The organism is Actinoallomurus acanthiterrae, from assembly GCF_054775715.1.
Genome location: NZ_BAAHCO010000001.1, coordinates 11,054,278 through 11,072,121 on the forward strand (window position 1 = coordinate 11,054,278; position 17,844 = coordinate 11,072,121).

The following is a 17,844-nucleotide window of genomic DNA, read 5'->3' on the forward strand; positions in this document are numbered from 1 at the left end:
GAAGGCGCTGAATCTGGCTCCGGGGTCGGAGGCGGGCTTCACGGATCGGGGCTTCGGCGCCTCGGCCTGTGCGGAGGGAGCCGTCGACGCCGCGAGTGTCTGTCCCCGGCGGCGCTTCGGCAGTCCGGCGATCATCTCGTCACTGGTCGTGGTGCTCTCGCTTTCGGCCTCGACGATGTTGAGCGGCCCGGTCGTGGCCGCGATGTCCTCGTCCATGCCGACGGGCGCCGCGGCCTCGACGGGGACGTCCACGCGCGTGGCGACCGCGGTGGCGCCGGCGCTCGGGAATGGCCAGATCACCCGGGACGGCGTCCGGACCGGTCCGCTCGGCGACGCTCTGGCGGATGCCCGCTCCGACGGTGCGCGGCGTGCCCTCGACGGCCACCGGCGCCTGCGTGATCAGCTGCCGCGGGATCATGACGACCACGCCGGTGCCGCCACGGGAGGACGGGCGGAAGGAGACGGTCAGGCCGTGCTTGCGGGCGAGGCAGCCCACCACCGCGAGGCCGAGGCGCGTACCGGACAGCGTCGTCAGGTCGAGGGACTCCGAGGAGACGGCCCGCTCCGCGCGCTCCAGGGCCGCGGCGCTCATGCCGAGGCCGCCGTCCTCGATCGTGACCACGACGCCCGCGTACACCTCTTCGACGTAGACGTGGACCTCTTCAGAAGGCGGCGAGAAGCTCGTCGCGTTGTCCATCAGCTCGGCCAGGGCGTGCATGACGCCTTCGGCGGCGTATCCGGCGACGGCGACGCTGCTGGTGGAGTGCGTACGGACCCGCTGGTAGGCGCTGATCCGGCCGACGGCACCGCGCAGGATGCTCTCCATCACGATCGGCTTGGTCCAGCGGCGGCCGGAACGGGCACCGGTCAGCACGGCGATGCTGTCGGCGAGGCGGCTGGCCTGCGCGGTCGCGTGGTCGACCTTGAGCAGGTCGCCGAGGACCTCCTCGTCGTGGCGGTTCTCCATCTCGCGGAGGTCGGCGAGCATGCTCGTGGCCAGCGCCTGGACGCGGCCGGCGGCGTTCGCGCAGGCCGTCATGGCGGCCGCGCGCATGCGCTCTCCCCGCCCGACCTCGTCGACGAGGGTGCGGAGGATGCGCCGGTGGATGGCGTCGCCCGGCTGTTCGACCGCGGACATGGCGGTGTCGGTGGACGCGCCGTCACGCAGCCGCTTCACCACGGCGGGCAGCGTCTGGTCGGAGAGCCGGCCGAGGTCCGACTCCATCACGGCCATCCGGTCGCGGAGCATGCGGGCGGTCTGGAGTCCGTAGGCGGCGAGCGTGAGCGCGGCGCATATGACGAGCGCGGCGACCCCGGTGTAGGCGGCCACGACCGCGCGGTCGGCGGCAGGGACCGAGGCCGTCGCCACCAGGCAGCCGCCCCCGGTGACGATCACCGCGGCCAGCAGGACGAGCAGGGCCCGGTCCATCGGCGGGCGCTCGGCCCGCTGGTGGGTTGGAACGTGTGCTGACATGAATCAGGTCCTCGTCGGCGGTTGGATCGGAACGGGAGTCATCCGGGAGCCATGGGCCGGTCCACCCGCACGAACGGGGACGTCCGACCGCACTCACCAAATAGTCGGTAAATCGGCGCGAGCGCGCCGTTCGGCGCGGGAGGCGGCGACGTCCTCGGCCGAGCCGCGTACGAAAAGGCGACGAGAGCGGCAAGAAGTGAAGCGGATTCGCTTTTGCCGTGTCGCGTATTCGTACGTCTCTATCTCGATCCCTCGCCTCAGCCGCGATGTCCGTCCTGGCCCGTATAGCGGCCAGGTCGCGCATGGGAGGCAAATAGTACTGGTTCTGTAGTTCTTGCGGGACGGTTTGTCACTATTCGCAGGGATTACCGCGCTAGGCGGCGAAACGTCCCGGTCGGCGACGCGAACGGAGACGCTTCGACTTCTCATCCGCACGACGGGCATGACGACTTCCCGCCTCAGCCGACGCCGCCGCGGACGGGCGCGGGGGTGAATCGCACCGGCAACGCGATGAGCCCGCGCATCCACACCGACGGCCGCCACACCAGGTCGTCGACGTCGACCGCCAGCGCCACGTCCGGGAGCCGGTCGAGGAGCACCTCGACGCCGGTCTCGGCGATGACCTCGGCGACCTCGCGCGCCGCCTGCGGGCAGCCGTGCTCGCCGTGGCTGAACGACATGAACGCCTGGTTGCCGAGCGCCTCGGCGTAGGTGTGCGGGCGCACGTCCGGGTCGGTGTTGGCCGCCGCCAGGCCGAGGACGACCATGTCGCCCTCCCGGATGCGGCGCCCGCCGAGCTCGGTGTCGCGCGTGGCCCAGCGGCCGACGAAGTTCTGGGTGGGGGTGTCCTCCCACAGCACCTCGTTGAGCGCCTGGCCGATGCTGCGGCGTCCTCCGGTGAGGCTCAGCGCGAACCGCTCGTCGGTGAGCATGAGCCGCAGCGTGTTGCCCAGCCAGTCCGCGGTGGTCAGCTGGCCGGCGCCCAGGATGAAGAACAGGTCCGTCGGGATCTCGTCCTGGGGAAGCCCCGCCGGATGCGCCAGCAGCCTCGAGGGGATGTCGTCGCCCGGCAGCTCGCGTTTCTCGGTCACCAGGTGCTGCATCCGCGCGACCACGCGCTGGTGGGCGCGGACGGCCTCCTCCCCCTCGTCCGCGGAGGCGGCGATGTCGCGGGCCAGGGCGGGGGCGTCCGAGTCTGGCAGGCCGAGCAGCCGGGCGATGGCGAGAACGGGAAGCCGCAACACGTACTGGGCGATCAGGTCGGCCTCGCCACGGGCGACGAACTCGTCGATCAGCCCGTCGGCGATCCGCTCGACGTCGGCCCGCAGCTGGAACTGGTCGACCGCGGACAGGGCGTCGCCGGTGGCGCCGGCCCGCCGCCGGTGCTCCTCGCCCTCGACGTGGAAGGAGCAGGGCTGATGCTCGGCGTACGGACGGAGGGACCAATCGGGCGGGACGCGATGCCAGCTGTGCCAGCGGCGGGAGTCGCGGCCGAAGATCTGGGGATTGCCCGTGACGTGCCAGACCTCGCGATAGCCCAGCACCAGCCACGCCGGCGCGTCGCCTTCGAGGACGACGGGGGCGACCGGCCCGTGCTCCTGCCGGATCCGCCGGTACAGCTCCGCCGGCTCCCGCTGGAACCGCTGCCCGTACAGCGCGAAGCCCGTCGCGCCGTCCGGCCCCTCCGGCGATGACGTCGACGTGGGGGCAAGGGGGTTCGTCACAGCACCTCCGTAGCGCGAAGAACGGGCGTTGAACCCGAAAGGCCGCAGACTGCCCAATGATCGGCAAAAATAGCGCCTTACCCCCTATCTCGCCGAGAGGCGGCGGCGTTTCCCTCCCATCTGCTCGTCTTACGCCGGAGGAAGGGTCCGCACCGGCTGCCGCGCTCGCCGGCTCACCGCCGAACGGCTCCGGGAGCGCGAGCGGTCTCCGCGGGGACCCGGAGTCCCTGCGGAGACCGTCGACGGTCGGGCCGGCGTCAGCCGGTGACGGGAAGGTTGCTGGGAACGGGCGTGGGCTTGGGCGCCTGGCTGGGCGGCGTGGTGGGGGTGCCGGGGGCGGTCGGGGTCGGGACCGGGGTCCCGGTCGGGCCGCCGGGCGGGGTGGTGGTCGTGCCGCCGCTAGGCGCGCAGGTGGCCGAGGAGATGCTGATCGTCTGGGTACTGCCAGGAGGCAGCGGCAGGGTGACCTCGATGGCGGTGACGGTCAGGCCACCGCCCGGGGCGCGGGTCTGCTTGTTGAGCACGACGGCGGCGGCGCCGAGGCCGGGGACCTGGACGGTCAGGGCGCTGTTGGGGGCGGCGTCGGCGGCGAGCCGGTGCCCGGCCAGGCGGGCCTCGGCCAGGTGGGAGACGCCGCGGCCGCCCTTGCAGGTGGCGGTGACGAGGCTGGCGGTCAGGGCGGCCTTGGCGACGCGCAGGTCGACGACGCTGGCGCGGGCGAAGGCGGGCTTGGCGGTGACGTGCAGGACCTTGACGTCGATGAGCGGGTTGGCCGGCAGGCTCACCAGGCTCTTGTCGGCGGTGGCGGTGACAGCGGGGGTCTGGGGGATGCGGACCAGACCGGTGGCGGCCAGGCCGTAGGCCGAGCCGGTCCCGGCGGTGGCCGAGGCGGTGCCGACGAAGGCCAGAGGCGCGGCCAGCGCACCGGTGATGACCATCGCGCTGGCGGCCAGACGTGTCGAACGCACGGGTGGGACTCCATTCCATACGGAAAAGGACATGCCACAGTGCCCGGACGGGCCGTGGCGAGAACCGGGCGCGATGCCCGGGGTGAGAACCGGGCGCGATGCCCGGGGTGAGAATGGTCGGCAGGCCGGATATCGGACCGCTGCCGACCGCTCCGGCCGGGCGGAGAGACTGATCCGCTCCGGCGGTGAGATCAGGCCGTGACGACGACCGGCGTGCCGAGGGGTACCTCGGACAGCTTCTTCAGGGCGTCCGCGGGTACGCGGACGCAGCCGTGCGTGACCGCCTTGCCGAACACCGACGTGCTCGGCCAGCCGTGGAAGGCCACCGTGCCGGGACCGCCGCCGAAGGTGTCGAGCGTCTCGGAGTGCGCCCCGACCGGCAGGATCAGCGGGCTGAAGGTCTTCTGGGCGGGCGCGAGCGAGGCCAGCAGGAAGGTCCGCCCGACAGGGGTCGGCGTCTTGGCAGCGCCCACCGCGACGGTCCAGGTGCCGAGCTTGTGGCCGGACTTGGTGAGCGTGAGGCTGCGCGCCGAGGTGTCGACCTTGATGAGGTACGGGCTGCGGGCGGTGTCCAGGCCGACCTTCCCGGTCGGGATCCAGCCGGTGGAGCGGTTCGGCCGGCTGGGCAGCAGGACGCGGTCCCAGCCCGGCTTCGTCTCGACGACCGGGACCCAGGTGGGGCTGCCGAGCTGGGTGCTGGGCAGCGCGGCGACCGGCGGCCCCCCGGCCGTGGCCGAGACCGGCACCGTGGCCTTCGGGTGCACCACGGCGCCGTCGGTCGCGGCGGCGGCGGTGTCCTGGCCGAGGCCTTTCACGGTCGTGTAGGTCGTCGTCTGCGGGAGCTTCCCGGTGGACGACGCCGCGTTGCCGCCGCGCCGGCGAGTGGCTCTTGCTGCCACAGCCCGTCGCCGCCATCGCGACGGCCGCGATGACCACGGCGGCCGTCGTCAGGCTGCGCGCGTCCATCGCCGCGAACGGCGCCGCCGCACGCGCGCGAGGAGGACGGTTGGAACGATCGGTCACGAATACTCCAGGAGATCGTGATTCAGGGGGGAGGCGAGCGGGGGATCTCGCGAGACCGTTATCTCGGAGGGAAGCCAAATAACTACCACAGGTAACGATGCTCGTGTGGGTGACTCTGAATAATCAGTTGGCAACAGATGCCGACATGGGTCGACGTGGGGAGATTACGCTGGATATCGCCACCGTCACCGTACGGTGAGAAAGACCTCACCTCGAGCGGCGTGTCCGGAATCCGTCGCCGAGCGCGCCGGGCCCGTCACGTATCGCATGTCCGGCCGCTGACCAGCGTCGGCCCGCTCCGGCCCGCCCCGGGGAAGTCTCGTCCGGAAAGCGATGAGCTGTAATGATTCGGGTTATGAGCATGCCCATCCTGATGACGGTCGACGATGATCCTTCGGTCTCCCGTGCCGTCGCCCGTGACCTGCGGCGACGTTACGGAACCGATTACCGCGTCGTCCGGGCCGACTCAGGTGCCGACGCCCTGGACGCCCTGCGCGAGATCAAGCTGCGCGGCGACGCGGTCGCCGCGATCCTCGCCGACTACCGAATGCCGAACATGAACGGCATCGCCTTCCTGGAGCAGGCGATGGACCTGTTCCCGCACGCCCGGCGCGCCCTGCTCACCGCCTACGCCGACACCGACGCCGCGATCCAGGCGATCAACGTCGTGGACGTCGACCACTATCTGCTCAAGCCCTGGGACCCTCCGGAGGAGAAGCTGTACCCGGTGGTGGACGCGCTGGTGGAGACCTGGCACGCCGTCGGGGACCGCCCGGTCGAGGAGACCAAGCTCATCGGGCACCGCTGGTCGCGTCCGTCGTACGAGGTGCGCCAGTTCCTGGCCCGCAACTCGGTCCCCTACCGGTGGTACTCCGTCGACGAGCCCGAGGCCTCGCGGCTGCTGGACGCGGCCGGCGCGACGCAGGAAGAGATCCCGGTGGTCATCACGCCGGACGGCAAGGCGCTGCGCGCTCCGACCGGCCCGGAGATCGCCGCCGCCGTCGGGCTGTCGACCGAACCGGCCGCGGAGTTCTACGACCTGGTCGTGATCGGCGGCGGGCCCGCCGGGCTGGGGGCCGCCCTGTACGGCGCGTCCGAGGGCCTGCGGACCGTCCTGGTGGAGAAGAAGGCCACCGGCGGCCAGGCCGGGCAGAGCTCCCGGATCGAGAACTACCTCGGCTTCCCCGACGGCGTCTCCGGCGCGCAGCTCACCGGCCGCGCCCGGCGGCAGGCGCTGAAGTTCGGCGCCGAGGTGCTCACCGCGCGCGACGTCGTCGGGCTGACCGTCCGCGGCTCGGCCCGGGTGATCACGTTCGGCGACGGCTCGGAGATCGCCACGCACGCCGTGGTCCTGGCGACGGGCGTGTCCTACCGGGCCCTGCAGGCGGAGGGCATCGAGCGCCTCACCGGCCGGGGCGTGTACTACGGCTCCGCGTCGACCGAGGCCCAGTCCTGCAGCGGCGAGGACGTGTACATCGTCGGCGGGGCCAACTCCGCCGGTCAGGCCGCGGTGTTCTTCTCCCGCTACGCCCGGACGGTCAACCTCCTCGTACGTGGTCCGGCCCTGGAACGCTCGATGTCGTACTACCTGATCGAGCAGCTGCGGGCCATCGAGAACGTCCGGGTCCGGGTGTGCACGACGGTCGAGGCGGTCGAGGGCGAGGAGCACCTGGAGCGGGTGACGCTGCGCGACGCGAGCACCGGTGCCACCGAGACCCTGCCGACGAACCACCTGTTCGTGTTCATCGGCGCGGCGCCCCGTACGGAATGGCTCGGCGACTCGATCTTCCGGGACTCCCACGGCTTCGTGTGCACCGGACCGGACCTGCTGCGTGAGGGCCACCGCCCGCAGGGCTGGACCCTCGACCGCGATCCGCTCTACCTGGAGTCGTCCGTGCCGGGGGTGTTCGTCGCCGGTGACGTACGCTCGCAGTCGGTGAAGCGGGTCGCCTCCGCCGTCGGCGAGGGCGCGATGGCGGTCGCGCTCGTGCATCGGTACCTGGAGGAACGTTGACCACTGCATCCCTCTCCCCGACCGAGCTGCGGGGCCTCTTCCTGTTCGAGGCGCTCTCCGACGAGCAGGTGGCGTGGATCGCCGAGCACGCGTCCATCGAGCACTACGAGGCGGGGGGCCAGGTCATCGCCGAGGGCGACCCCGCGACCTGCTTCTACGTGCTGCTGTCCGGCACGCTGCGCATGTGCCGGATGGTCCACGGCGACGAGGTGGAGGTCGTCCGCAGCGAGCAGCGGGGATCGTACTTCGGCGCGACGCAGTTCTACATGACGGACCGGCGCGAGCAGGGCTATGGGGCCTCGGTGTACGCCGTCACCGACATGACGGCCCTCACGCTGCCGACCGCGGAGTTCGGCGAGCGGTTCATCGCGTGGTTCCCGATGGCGGCGCACCTGCTGGAGGGGATGTTCCTCGGGCGGCGCAACATCGACGCCACCGTCGGCCGTCGGGAGCGGCTGCTCGCACTCGGCGCGCTGTCGGCCGGGCTGACGCATGAGCTGAACAACCCGGCCGCCGCGGCCGTCCGGGCCACCTCCGCGCTGCGGGAGCGGGTGGCGGGGATGCGGCACAAGCTGGCGCTGCTCGCCCGCAACGACATCGACCCCGAGCTGCTCGAACGCCTCATCGATGTCCAGGAGGCGATGGTCAAGCAGATCGCCGACGCGCCCGAGCTGACCGCGATGCAGACCGCCGACCGGGAGGACGAGCTCACCGACTGGTTCGACGAGCACGGCGTCACCGACGGCTGGGACCTCGCCGCGGTCTTCGCGCCGGCCGGCATCACGGTGGACCGCCTGAACGAGGTGCGCGAGGCGGTCGGCGTCGAGCACCTGAACACGGCCCTGCGCTGGCTCGGCTACGCGGTCGAGACCGAGACGCTGATGGGCGAGATCGAGGACGCCACCACCCGGATCTCCACCCTCGTCGGCGCGGCCAAGCAGTACTCCCAGATGGACCGCGCCCCGTTCCAGTGGGTGGACGTGCACGACGGCCTGGTGTCCACCCTCATCATGATGTCGGGGAAGATCGGGAAGAACATCCGGGTCGTCAAGGAGTTCGACCGGTCGCTGCCGCAGATCCCGGCGTACGCCGGCGAGCTCAACCAGGTCTGGACCAACCTCGTGGACAACGCGCTCGGCGCGATGAAGGGCGAGGGGACGCTCACGATCCGCACGAGCCGGAAGAACGACCAGGTGCTCGTCGAGATCTGCGACACCGGCCCGGGCATCCCGGAGGACCAGCGCGAGCGGATCTTCGAGCCGTTCTTCACGACGAAGCCGGTCGGCGAGGGCACCGGGCTGGGGCTGGACATCTCCTGGCGGATCGTGGTGAACCGCCACCACGGCGACCTGCGGGTCACCTCGGAACCGGGCGACACGCGCTTCCAGGTGCTGCTGCCGCTGACGGAGCAGCCCGAGACCTGACGGGTTCGAAGATCGCACCCGCCGCGTTCGAAGATCGCGCCCGGCGGGTTTTAACCATGCCCGCGCCGGACATTGTCCCCCAATCACCACTTAAGCTCCTCTGAGCTCGCGGTGTAACGCTCTGAACACGCATAGCGACAGGAGGGGTACATGGCCGATCAAAGCCTCCAAAAAGGGCTGAAGAACCGCCATGTCGGCATGATCGCCATCGGCGGCGTCATCGGGGCGGGACTGTTCGTCGGCTCCGGCGCCGGGATCCACACGACCGGCCCGGCGATCCTCGTCTCGTACGGCATCGCCGGCCTGCTCGTCGTCCTCGTGATGCGGATGCTCGGCGAGATGTCGGCCGCGTCGCCGGACACCGGATCCTTCTCGGCGTACGCCGACCGCGCGATCGGCCGCTGGGCGGGCTTCACGATCGGCTGGCTGTACTGGTGGTTCTGGGCCGTGGTCCTGGCCGTCGAGGCGACCGCCGGCGCGAAGATCGTGCACGGCTGGATCCCCGCGCTGCCGCAGTGGCTCCTGGCGCTGCTCCTGATGATCCTGCTGACCGCGACGAACCTGTTCTCCGTCGGCTCGTACGGGGAATTCGAGTTCTGGTTCAGCTTGATCAAGGTCGTCGCGATCGGCGTGTTCATCGTGCTCGGCGTCCTCGCCATCTTCGGGCTGCTGCCCGGCACCCACCACGCCGTCGGCATGACCAACCTCACCGGGCGCGGCGGCTTCTTCCCGCACGGGTACGGCGCGATCGTCACCGGCCTGCTGACCGTGGTCTTCGCGTTCATGGGCAGTGAGATCGTCACGATCGCGGCGGGCGAGTCCAAGGACCCGGGCCGCGCGGTCACCCGCGCCGTCAACAGCGTGATCTGGCGGATCCTGGTCTTCTACCTCGGGTCCATCGCCGTCGTCATCACCCTGCTGCCCTGGAACGCGAGCAGCGTCAAGCAGAGCCCGTACGTCGCGGTGCTCGACAACATCGGCATCCCCGGGGCGGGCACCATCATGGACGTCATCGTCCTCACCGCCGTCCTGTCCTGTCTGAACTCCGGCCTCTACACGGCGTCGCGCATGGCCTTCTCGCTGGCCGAGCGCGGCGACGCGCCGAACGTCTTCAAGGCCACCACCGCGCGCGGCGTCCCGCACGTCGCGATCTGGGTGTCGGTGGCGTTCGGGTTCCTCGCGGTGATCTTCAACTACACCAGCCCGGACACCGTCTTCCTCTTCCTGCTGAACGGCTCCGGCGCCGTCGCCCTCTTCGTGTGGGCGGTGATCGCCGTGTCGCAGCTGCGGATGCGCCGCCGCCTGGAGCGGGAGGCGCCCGACCGGCTGCTCGTCCGCATGTGGCTGTTCCCGTACCTGACCCTGGCCACGGTCGCCGGGATCGCCGCGATCCTCATCACGATGCTGTTCGACGACAGCGGGCGGCCGCAGGTGCTGTGGTCGATGGTGGTCGCCGCCGTCGTGCTCATCGCGGCGTTCGTCCGCCACGGCCGGGCCGGCGCGGCCGAACCCACCGCCGCCGAGACCGTCGCCGCCGACCGCTGATCCCCGTCCCGTACGGGCCCGTCCGCCACGGGTCCGTACGGACGGGCGGGGTGGTACGTTCCGCAGCGGAATGATCACATTCTGCGGGATCGTCGAGAATAGGTCACGTCAGGTGGGATATAACGCGTCCCGTGATGAGCGGCTTTCGTAAATTCATTCTGCGTGGCAACCTCGTCGACCTCGCCGTGGCGGTGGTCATCGGGACCCAGTTCAGCAACCTCGTCAAGAGCTTCGTCGACTCCTTCATCAACCCCCTGCTCGCCGTCGTGGGGGGAACGCCCAACTTCGACGGCCTCGTGTTCAACGTCGGCAAGGCCCAGTTCAAGTATGGAACCTTCCTCACCCAGGCGTTCTCCTTCCTGATCTCCGCCGCGGTCGTCTACTTCGTGATCGTGCTGCCGGTCACGCGCCTGCTGCACCTGTTCGACCGGAAGCAGGCGGCGACCACACGTGACTGCCCCGAGTGCACGATGCCGATCCCCCTGGCGGCGCGACGCTGCCCGGAGTGCACCACCGCGATCGCCCCGGCGGCCGAGCAACCGCAGCCGATGATGTAAGGGAGGCGACGATGAGCGAGTCGGCCGCCGGCGAGTCCCCTGCCCCGGCCGATGACCCGGAGCAGGACACCGGGTCGGCGGGTTCGGACGATGACGCCGAGCGCGAGGTTCCCGAGCCGACCGACCTGGGTGTCCGGTGGTGGTGGTCGGCGCTGCGCCGGGCCGTCAAGGAGGTCCGCCGCGACGAACTGGTCGACCGGGCGGCCTCGCTCACCTACTACGGGGTGCTGTCCGTCTTTCCGGCCCTGCTGGTGCTGGTCTCCCTGCTCGGCCTCGCCGGACGGGAGACGCTGCAGCGACTGATCTCGGAGCTCGGAAAGGCCGCACCCGGGCCGGTACGGCAACTGGCGATCAACGCCGTGACCGAGTTGCAGCACGGCACCGGCGTCGCCGGCGTGACCGGGCTGCTCGGGCTCATGGCGGCGCTTTGGTCATCGTCGGCTTACGTGGCCGCCTTCATGCGGGCGTCCAACGTCGTCTACGACGTCCCCGAGGGCAGGCCGCTGTGGAAGACACTGCCGATCCGCCTCGGCATCACGATCGCGATGATGATCTGCCTGACCGTGACGGCACTGACCGTGGTGGTCACCGGCGGCATCGCGCGCCGCGTCGGCGAGGTGATCGGCGCGCGGTCCGTCGCCGTGACGACCTGGGACATCGCCAAGTGGCCGGTGCTGCTGCTGGTCGTCAGCCTGATGTTCGCGCTGCTGTACTGGGCGTCTCCCAACGCCAAGCAGGGCCTCCGGTGGGTCAGCCCGGGCGGCGTGCTCGCCGTGCTGCTCTGGCTCGTCGTCTCGGGGGCGTTCGCCGTCTACGTCGCGAACTTCGGCTCGTACAACAAGACGTACGGAAGCCTGGCCGGCGTCGTCGTCGCGCTGGTCTGGCTGTGGATGTCGAACCTCGCGATCCTGCTCGGTGCGGAGTTCAACGCCGAACTCGAACGCAGCCGCGCCATCGAGGCCGGCCACTCGCCGCGCGAGGAGCCGTACGTCGAACTCCGCGACACCCGGAGCCTCAAGGGCGACGAACCACCGGTCTGACGATCGGGATTAGCCTGAGGTGATGACCCCTGCGCTTTTCGGGCAGCCGACCGGGCAGGGATGGGTACAGGTCGGCGAGCTCGCGCTGGCCCTCGTGCTGTCGGCCGCGATCGGGCTCGAGCGCGAGATCCGGCAGAAGAGCGCCGGGCTGCGCACGCACACCCTCGTCGGCTTCGCCTCCGCGTTGATCATGCTGGTGTCGAAGTACGGGTTCACCGATGTCCTGGGCGCGCACGTCGCCCTGGATCCGTCGCGGGTCGCCGCCCAGATCGTCTCCGGCATCGGGTTCATCGGCGGCGGGCTGATCTTCGTCCGGCGCGATGTGGTGCGCGGGCTGACCACCGCGGCCATCGTGTGGCTGACCAGCGCCGTGGGGATGGCGGCGGGCGCCGGTCTCTGGCTGCTCGCGGTGCTGGTGACCGCCGGGCACTTCCTGGTGATATTCGGCCTGACGCCGCTGGCCGCGCGGCTGCCCCGGTCGAAGTACGCGCCCTCCCGGCTGCGGCTCGCCTACCTCGGCGGACGCGGCACGCTGCGGGAGGCCATGGCCCAGTGCACGAATCAGGGGTTCGCGGTCAGCGAGCTGTCGATCGACCAACACGACGAGGAGCACGATCCCCGGATCGTCTCGGTCTGGCTGTCGGTGCAGGGCACCGGGTCGGTCAACGAGCTGGCCACGACGCTGGCGGAGATCGACGGCATGCTCGTGGTCTCCGGCGACGACGCCAACATCCAGCGGGAGTGAGTGGGTCAGCCCTGTGGAGTGGACAGGCGGTCGTCGCGGTGCGGATGCCCGTCCAGGGCCTCGCGGGCGGTGGGACGGACGGGGATCGCCTGGTCGACGCCGGACATCTCGAGCAGCCGCCCCAGGCGGTCGGGAACCGCCGCGAGCGTCAGCGACCCGCCCGCCTCACCCGCCCAGCGGCGCAGCATGATCAGCGCGCTCAGCCCGCTGGAGTCGCAGAACGGGACTCCCGACAGGTCGAGGATCAGGTGCGGATGGCCGTCGCCCGCCGCCCGTACGGCGGTGCGGAAGCCACCGCTGGTGTAGAGGTTCAGCTCGCCCTTGACGGTAAGGACCGCCACGGGCCCGCTGGCGTCGGTGACGTCAACGTCCAGATCCTTCACCATCAGACACCTCTCCCCGTTGGTGACGCCTGCTGCCGATGATAGGTCAGCGCTTCCCGCCGGGGATCTCCCCGCGTTCGGCGGCGATGAGCCGTCCGGACCGTCGTGGACTCGTCGCGGAGAAATCTGGTCGTTCGGGAACAATGACGCTGCTCGCCCCGTTACATGTCACGTGGCCGATGTGCCTGGTGTCCCCGGGCCTCACCTTCTGCCTTCGCGGAATACCGTTCGGCTGGAGCCGCGTTGTGCCTTTCGCCGAGAGGCGACCCACACATCGGTACACATACGTCGACGGCCCTGCCGGGATTCCCGGCAGGGCCGTCGGTCTTCTCCATCACGGTGAGCCGCCCGTGTGAGGCGGCGCCGCCCATGCGCCGGCGGGATGGCGGGCATGCGAGATCGTCGCTGGTCGTCCGCCGCGTTCCGGTTCTAGCGTGAGTCGCCATGGATCCGACGATCGGGCTGCACTCGCCGAACGGGTACGCCGCCGCGAGCCGGGACGGCGCCGCGCGCGTCGCAGCGCTCGCGGAGCGCCTCGGCTATGACTCGCTCTGGGCCGCCGACCATGTGGTGCTTCCGTCTCCGCGGACCGAGTCGTCACCGCTCGACCCGGACGCTCCCCTGCTCGATCCGCTCGTCGCGCTCGCCTTCGCGGCGGCGCACACCACCCGCATCCGGCTGGCCACCGGAGTGGTCATCCTCCCCCAGCGCGATCCGCTGGTCCTGGCCAAGCAGCTCGCGAGCGTGGACGTGCTCAGCGGCGGGCGGCTGATCTTCGGGTTGGGGATCGGCTACCTCGAGCCGGAGCTGCGCGCCCTGGGCGTGCCGCCGGCCGGGCGCGGACAGCGCGCGGAGGAGTACCTCGCGGCGATGCGAGCCCTGTGGGAGTCCCCGGAACCGGCCTTCCATGGGCGGTTCGTCGACTTCGCGAAGGTCGACGCGCATCCTCGCCCGCCGCAGCGCCCGGTGCCGGTGGTCGTGGGCGGGAACAGCACGGCGGCGCACCGGCGCGCGGCCCGCCTCGCCGACGGCTGGTACGGCTGGATGCTGGGCCTGCGTGCCACCGCCGCTCAGCTCGACTCCCTGCGGGCGGCGGAACGGGAGACCGGCCGGCGGCTCCACGTGTCGGTCACCCCCGCACGCCGCCTCGACCGGGAGACCGTTCGCGCGTACGCCGAGCTCGGCGTGGACCGGCTCGTGGTGACACCGCCGCCGGGCCTGCCGCTCTCCGATCTCGAACGCTTCGTCGAGGAGAACGCGCCGGAGCGCCTAGGCGCGCGCGTCGCCGGCTGAGCCGCCGGTTTCGGCGAGCGCCGGTGTGAAGCGGCGGAACACCTCGTCGTCGAGGAACCGGGTGATGCCGTGGAGGCGATCACCGGCGAGCGTGAGCACGATCAGCCCGGCGGGGCGTTCGACGGCGCCGACGTGCCGGCAGGTGAACGCCGGCTGCCCGTTGGCGCGCGTGGGGCGCAGCACGAGGCGCAGGTCCGCGCGCCACGCGGCGCTCGCCCGCAGGAACGCGGCGATCGCCGTGCCCCCGTGGTACTCGTGCGGGGCGGGCGGCATGGCCAGCCACGCGTCGTCGGTGAGGAGGGTCAGCAGTGCGCCGATGTCGTCGGTGGTGAAGGCCTCGGCGAAGCGGTGGACCAGGTGCCGCTCCTCCGGGGACCCTGGCGCGGGCGGTTCGTCGTGGCGGGACCGGCCGAGGGAGGTGCGCGCCCGCTGCAGCAGTCCTTTGACGGCGGTTGGTGTGGCGTCGAGCATCGGCGCGGCCTCATTGAGGGGGTAGCCGAGCACGTCGCAGAGCACCAGCGCGGCGGCCTGCCTCGGCGGGAGGCGCTGGAGTGCGGCGACGAACGCCAGCTCGATCGCCTCACGTGTCGTGTAGCGCGCCTCGGGGCCGGGCTCGGCGTCGGGCACGTGCTCCAGCAGGGCGTCCGGGTACGGCTGTAGCCATGGCACGTCGCCGTGCAGGCTGGGCCGTGGCGGCTGGAACGGCGGGACGGGTTCCGGCGGGATCCGCCGGCCACGGTCGCGCAGGGCGTTGAGACAGCGGTTGGTGGCGATGCGGTACAGCCACGACCGGGGCGACGCGCGGTGCTCGAAGCCGTCCAGGCCGCGCCAGGCCGCCAGCAGCGTCTCCTGGAGCACGTCTTCCGCGTCGGTCAGCGAGCCGAGCAGCCGGTAGCAGTGCAGCAGCAGTTCGTGCCGGTGCGCCGCGATCAGCTCGTCGAACTCGATTTCGGCCACGACCGTTCCGTTCCGCCGCTCGCCGGTGTCGTAAGAGGTGACACCGGAAGGAGACATCATGACCAGCCCAGCATTGCAGACCGCCCTGGCCTACCACCGCGCCTGGACCGGCAAGGACCTCGACCTGGCGATGACGTACCTCGCCGACGACGTCGTGTGCGACGCACCGGCGGGACGGCTCGAGGGCATCGCGGCGTACCGGGACTTCCTGGCGCCCTTCGCCGAGCGGTTCCTCATCGGCGCGGAGATGATCGCCGCGTTCGGGGATGAGGGCACGGCCGTGCTCATGTACGACACGGAGACGATCCCGGCCAAGAGCGCACCGGCGGCCGAGTACGTCAGGGTCCGCGACGGCAAGATCATCTATAACCGGTTCGTGTTCGACCGCACGCCGTTCGAGGAGTTCCGGCGCCGCCAGGCACCGACCGGTCCGTGACACGGTGCGCTCAGGGGCCGTCCCGTGATCACGGGGTGCGGCCCTTGGGCGCTTCGCCCGCGTCGTCTCCCCGGATGGCGCGCAATCCGGCGATCATGATCTGGACGCTGAACCGGAAGGCCTCCTCCTGGTTGTCGTCGGTGGCCTGGCGTTCGGTCGCGCCATGGGCGATGGTCGGGAAGAGCCTCCGAGCCTGTTCGACGTCGGCGGCGTCGAGCTCCGGAAGCGCCTGCTCCTCGACGGTACGGCCGACGACGAACCAGGTGAAGGAGCCCGCCGCGCGGGAGGCGTCGCGGAGGGTGAAGCCGGCGGCGTGCAGGACCTGGGCGGTGCGTTCGACGAACATCCCGAGGGCGACCGCTCGGATGAGGTTCGCCCCGAGGGCGATCCTGGCGCCGTCGGTGTGCGCGAGCAGCGTCGAGCGCAGGAGCTCGGCGGTCCGCAGCAGCCACTGCGGCCATTCGTCGGGGTGGGCGGGCCCGGCGAGCGCGGGCACGGCGGGCGCGAGGATCACGTCGGCCATATGGTCGAGCAGGGCGCGCTTGTTCGCGAAATGCCAGTACAGCGCGGGCGCGCGGACGTCCAGCTCGGCGGCGATCCGGCGCAGGGACAGCTTGTCGAGGCCCTCGGCGTCGAGGAGGCGCAGGGCCGTACGGACCGCGTGATCCCGGTCGATCGCCATGGGTTTCCTCCTTGTCCGGGTTGACAGCTTAACGCGTTAAGGAGAATCTAGGCCCGTCACTTAACAAGTTAAGGAGCCCCTCCGTGGACACTCAGGTCCTCATCGCCGGCGCCGGGCCCGTCGGGCTGATGCTGGCCGCCGAGCTTCGGCTGCACGGCGTCGACGTGCTCGTCGTCGACCCGCTTCTCGAGCCGGTGCCGTACTCGAAGGCGTTCGGCCTGCACCCCCGCAGCATCGAGACGGTGCAGCTGCGCGGCCTCGTGGAGCGCTTCGAGGAGCGAGGCGGCTTTGCCGGTCCCGGCGGCAAGGTCGCGCGGTCGCCGATCGCGCTCGCGCACTTCGCCGGGATCCGCACGATCCGGCTCGATCGCCTGCGGACGCGGTACCCGAGGCTCCTCGCGTCAGGGCAGGCCGCGATCGAGGCGGTGCTCGCCGAGCGCGCCGTCGAGCTGGGCGCCGAGATCCGTCGCGGAACGGCGATCGCCGGGGTGGCCCAGGACGAGGACGGGGTCACGGTCGAGACCGACGGTCCGGAGGGGTCGCGGGTGTGGCGCGCGGAATACCTGGTGGGCTGCGACGGCGGGCGCAGTGCCGTACGCGGGCTCGCGGGGTTCGCGTTTCCCGGCACCGACCCGACGATCACCGGCCGGCTGGCCGACGTCCACGTGCCCGCGCTGCTGGAGGACCCGGGGATGGGATGGCACCGCACCGACGGCGGGATCGTCCAGATCACGCCGTTCCGGGTGCTGACCGTGGAGTTCGACGGACCGCCCGCCGACCGCACGGCCCCGATGACCGAGCAGGAGATGACCGACTCGATCCGGCGCGTCGTCGGCCGCGAGGTCGAGCTCCCCGCCACGCCTCAGTGGCTGTCCCGGTTCACCGACAACACCCGCCTGGCCGACCACTACCGGCGGGGCCGGGTCCTGCTCGCGGGCGACGCCGCCCACGTGCACTCGCCGTTCGGCGGCCAGGGCCTCAACCTCGGCCTCCAGGACGCGGTGAACCTCGGCTGGAAGCTGGCGGCGGCCATCGACGGCCGGGCGGCCGAGGGGCTGCTGGACACCTACGAGGCCGAACGACGTCCCGTCGCCGCGCGCGTCCTGCACAACACGCGCGCCCAGGTCGCGCTCATGAACCCGGATCCGCGGCTGACGCCGCTGCGGGAGATGTTCGCCGAGCTGATGGAGCTGGAGCCCGTCAACCGCCATCTCGGCAACATGGTCAGCGCGCTCGAGGTCCGCTACGACCTGGCCGGGTCCCATCCCCTCACCGGCGGGTTCCTTCCCGACCTGACCGTCAAGACGGCGGACGGCGAGCAGCCGGCCGGAGACCTGTTCCACGCCGCGGCCCGTCCTGCTCGACCTCACCGACGGCACGGCCGTACGGAAGGCGGCCCGGGGCTGGACCGACCGCGTCGACGTCGTCACGGCCACCCCGGTCGGCGCCCCACCCGCCAAGGCGCTCCTCGGACGGCCGGACGGCTACGTCGCCTGGGCGGGCGACGACGAGACCGGCCTCCGTGAGGCCTTGACCCGCTGGTTCGGCCCGGAAGCCCACGCCTGATGCTCCGGGCGCC

The 17,844-nt window shown here is 71.3% G+C and carries 16 protein-coding genes and 1 pseudogene; 10 read left to right on the forward strand and 7 right to left on the reverse strand.

Annotated features, from left to right (window positions below):
* Positions 1-139 precede the first annotated feature (139 nt).
* The 4 genes from ACYVF7_RS52100 to ACYVF7_RS52115 all read right to left on the reverse strand — a co-directional run bounded on the left by ACYVF7_RS52100 (position 140) and on the right by ACYVF7_RS52115 (position 5,065).
* Positions 140-1,474, reverse strand: a complete 1,335-nt coding sequence (locus ACYVF7_RS52100; RefSeq protein ID WP_460354655.1) for an ATP-binding protein — start codon at positions 1,472-1,474, stop codon at positions 140-142.
* A gap of 458 nt (positions 1,475-1,932) precedes the next feature.
* A complete protein-coding gene (locus ACYVF7_RS52105) occupies positions 1,933-3,198 on the reverse strand; it encodes a cytochrome P450 (RefSeq protein ID WP_460354657.1) in 1,266 nt (421 codons plus the stop codon).
* Positions 3,199-3,455: 257 nt separating this feature from the next.
* The gene (locus ACYVF7_RS52110; protein ID WP_460354659.1) at positions 3,456-4,166 is read right to left on the reverse strand and encodes a choice-of-anchor P family protein; all 711 of its coding nucleotides are present in this window, start codon (positions 4,164-4,166) and stop codon (positions 3,456-3,458) included.
* Between the two features lie 191 nt (positions 4,167-4,357).
* Positions 4,358-5,065, reverse strand: coding sequence for a L,D-transpeptidase (locus ACYVF7_RS52115; RefSeq protein WP_460354660.1), 708 nt, complete (start codon positions 5,063-5,065; stop codon positions 4,358-4,360).
* A gap of 479 nt (positions 5,066-5,544) precedes the next feature.
* Between ACYVF7_RS52115 and ACYVF7_RS52120 the strand changes: the two genes are divergently transcribed.
* From ACYVF7_RS52120 to ACYVF7_RS52145, 6 genes are all read left to right on the forward strand, one after another.
* The gene (locus ACYVF7_RS52120) at positions 5,545-7,203 is read left to right on the forward strand and encodes an FAD-dependent oxidoreductase (protein WP_460354662.1); all 1,659 of its coding nucleotides are present in this window, start codon (positions 5,545-5,547) and stop codon (positions 7,201-7,203) included.
* Complete coding sequence (locus ACYVF7_RS52125; protein ID WP_460354663.1) at positions 7,200-8,627, forward strand: ATP-binding protein; 1,428 nt, start codon at positions 7,200-7,202, stop codon at positions 8,625-8,627. The genes ACYVF7_RS52120 and ACYVF7_RS52125 overlap by 4 nt, the downstream gene beginning before the upstream one ends.
* Positions 8,628-8,777: 150 nt before the next feature.
* Entirely contained in the window at positions 8,778-10,172 is a 1,395-nt protein-coding gene (locus tag ACYVF7_RS52130) for an amino acid permease (RefSeq protein WP_460354666.1), read from the forward strand.
* A 134-nt stretch (positions 10,173-10,306) separates the two neighbouring features.
* The gene (mscL, locus tag ACYVF7_RS52135) at positions 10,307-10,729 is read left to right on the forward strand and encodes a large conductance mechanosensitive channel protein MscL (RefSeq protein WP_460358567.1); all 423 of its coding nucleotides are present in this window, start codon (positions 10,307-10,309) and stop codon (positions 10,727-10,729) included.
* Between the two features lie 11 nt (positions 10,730-10,740).
* Entirely contained in the window at positions 10,741-11,769 is a 1,029-nt protein-coding gene (locus ACYVF7_RS52140) for a YihY/virulence factor BrkB family protein (protein ID WP_460354668.1), read from the forward strand.
* A 22-nt stretch (positions 11,770-11,791) separates the two neighbouring features.
* A complete protein-coding gene (locus tag ACYVF7_RS52145) occupies positions 11,792-12,514 on the forward strand; it encodes an MgtC/SapB family protein (protein WP_460354669.1) in 723 nt (240 codons plus the stop codon).
* Between the two features lie 5 nt (positions 12,515-12,519).
* Here the strand turns inward: ACYVF7_RS52145 and ACYVF7_RS52150 are convergent, their stop codons facing one another.
* Entirely contained in the window at positions 12,520-12,900 is a 381-nt protein-coding gene (locus ACYVF7_RS52150; protein WP_460354672.1) for an STAS domain-containing protein, read from the reverse strand.
* A gap of 441 nt (positions 12,901-13,341) precedes the next feature.
* Here ACYVF7_RS52150 and ACYVF7_RS52155 point away from each other — a divergent pair, with 441 nt between their 5' ends.
* A complete protein-coding gene (locus ACYVF7_RS52155; RefSeq protein WP_460354675.1) occupies positions 13,342-14,190 on the forward strand; it encodes a TIGR03619 family F420-dependent LLM class oxidoreductase in 849 nt (282 codons plus the stop codon).
* On the opposite strand, the gene ACYVF7_RS52160 is transcribed toward ACYVF7_RS52155, so the two are convergent.
* Positions 14,167-15,207, reverse strand: a complete 1,041-nt coding sequence (locus ACYVF7_RS52160) for an RNA polymerase subunit sigma-70 (protein WP_460354677.1) — start codon at positions 15,205-15,207, stop codon at positions 14,167-14,169. The two genes, ACYVF7_RS52155 and ACYVF7_RS52160, sit on opposite strands and share 24 nt — an antisense overlap.
* Between ACYVF7_RS52160 and ACYVF7_RS52165 the strand changes: the two genes are divergently transcribed.
* Positions 15,206-15,583, forward strand: coding sequence for a nuclear transport factor 2 family protein (locus ACYVF7_RS52165; protein WP_460354680.1), 378 nt, complete (start codon positions 15,206-15,208; stop codon positions 15,581-15,583). The two genes, ACYVF7_RS52160 and ACYVF7_RS52165, sit on opposite strands and share 2 nt — an antisense overlap.
* A 28-nt stretch (positions 15,584-15,611) precedes the next feature.
* Here ACYVF7_RS52165 and ACYVF7_RS52170 read toward each other — a convergent pair whose 3' ends face one another.
* Positions 15,612-16,265: a TetR/AcrR family transcriptional regulator C-terminal domain-containing protein gene (locus ACYVF7_RS52170; protein ID WP_460354682.1), complete on the reverse strand. Its 654-nt coding sequence runs from the start codon at positions 16,263-16,265 to the stop codon at positions 15,612-15,614.
* A gap of 128 nt (positions 16,266-16,393) precedes the next feature.
* Here ACYVF7_RS52170 and ACYVF7_RS52175 point away from each other — a divergent pair.
* Both ACYVF7_RS52175 and ACYVF7_RS52180 read left to right on the forward strand, forming a co-directional pair.
* A pseudogene (locus tag ACYVF7_RS52175) lies at positions 16,394-17,317 on the forward strand (FAD-dependent monooxygenase); the annotation flags it as partial.
* Between the two features lie 304 nt (positions 17,318-17,621).
* Complete coding sequence (locus tag ACYVF7_RS52180; RefSeq protein WP_460358568.1) at positions 17,622-17,831, forward strand: aromatic-ring hydroxylase C-terminal domain-containing protein; 210 nt, start codon at positions 17,622-17,624, stop codon at positions 17,829-17,831.
* Positions 17,832-17,844 lie beyond the last annotated feature (13 nt).

Bases quoted from the DNA above. Each gene is read 5' to 3' on its own strand.
- ACYVF7_RS52150 (WP_460354672.1), bottom strand. From the start codon at position 12,900: ATGGTGAAGGATCTGGACGTTGACGTCACCGACGCCAGCGGGCCCGTG.
- ACYVF7_RS52130 (WP_460354666.1), top strand. From the start codon at position 8,778: ATGGCCGATCAAAGCCTCCAAAAAGGGCTGAAGAACCGCCATGTCGGC.
- ACYVF7_RS52160 (WP_460354677.1), bottom strand. From the start codon at position 15,207: ATGATGTCTCCTTCCGGTGTCACCTCTTACGACACCGGCGAGCGGCGG.
- ACYVF7_RS52120 (WP_460354662.1), top strand. From the start codon at position 5,545: ATGAGCATGCCCATCCTGATGACGGTCGACGATGATCCTTCGGTCTCC.
- mscL (WP_460358567.1), top strand. From the start codon at position 10,307: ATGAGCGGCTTTCGTAAATTCATTCTGCGTGGCAACCTCGTCGACCTC.
- ACYVF7_RS52145 (WP_460354669.1), top strand. From the start codon at position 11,792: ATGACCCCTGCGCTTTTCGGGCAGCCGACCGGGCAGGGATGGGTACAG.
- ACYVF7_RS52100 (WP_460354655.1), bottom strand. From the start codon at position 1,474: ATGTCAGCACACGTTCCAACCCACCAGCGGGCCGAGCGCCCGCCGATG.
- ACYVF7_RS52170 (WP_460354682.1), bottom strand. From the start codon at position 16,265: ATGGCGATCGACCGGGATCACGCGGTCCGTACGGCCCTGCGCCTCCTC.
- ACYVF7_RS52165 (WP_460354680.1), top strand. From the start codon at position 15,206: ATGACCAGCCCAGCATTGCAGACCGCCCTGGCCTACCACCGCGCCTGG.
- ACYVF7_RS52140 (WP_460354668.1), top strand. From the start codon at position 10,741: ATGAGCGAGTCGGCCGCCGGCGAGTCCCCTGCCCCGGCCGATGACCCG.
- ACYVF7_RS52155 (WP_460354675.1), top strand. From the start codon at position 13,342: ATGGATCCGACGATCGGGCTGCACTCGCCGAACGGGTACGCCGCCGCG.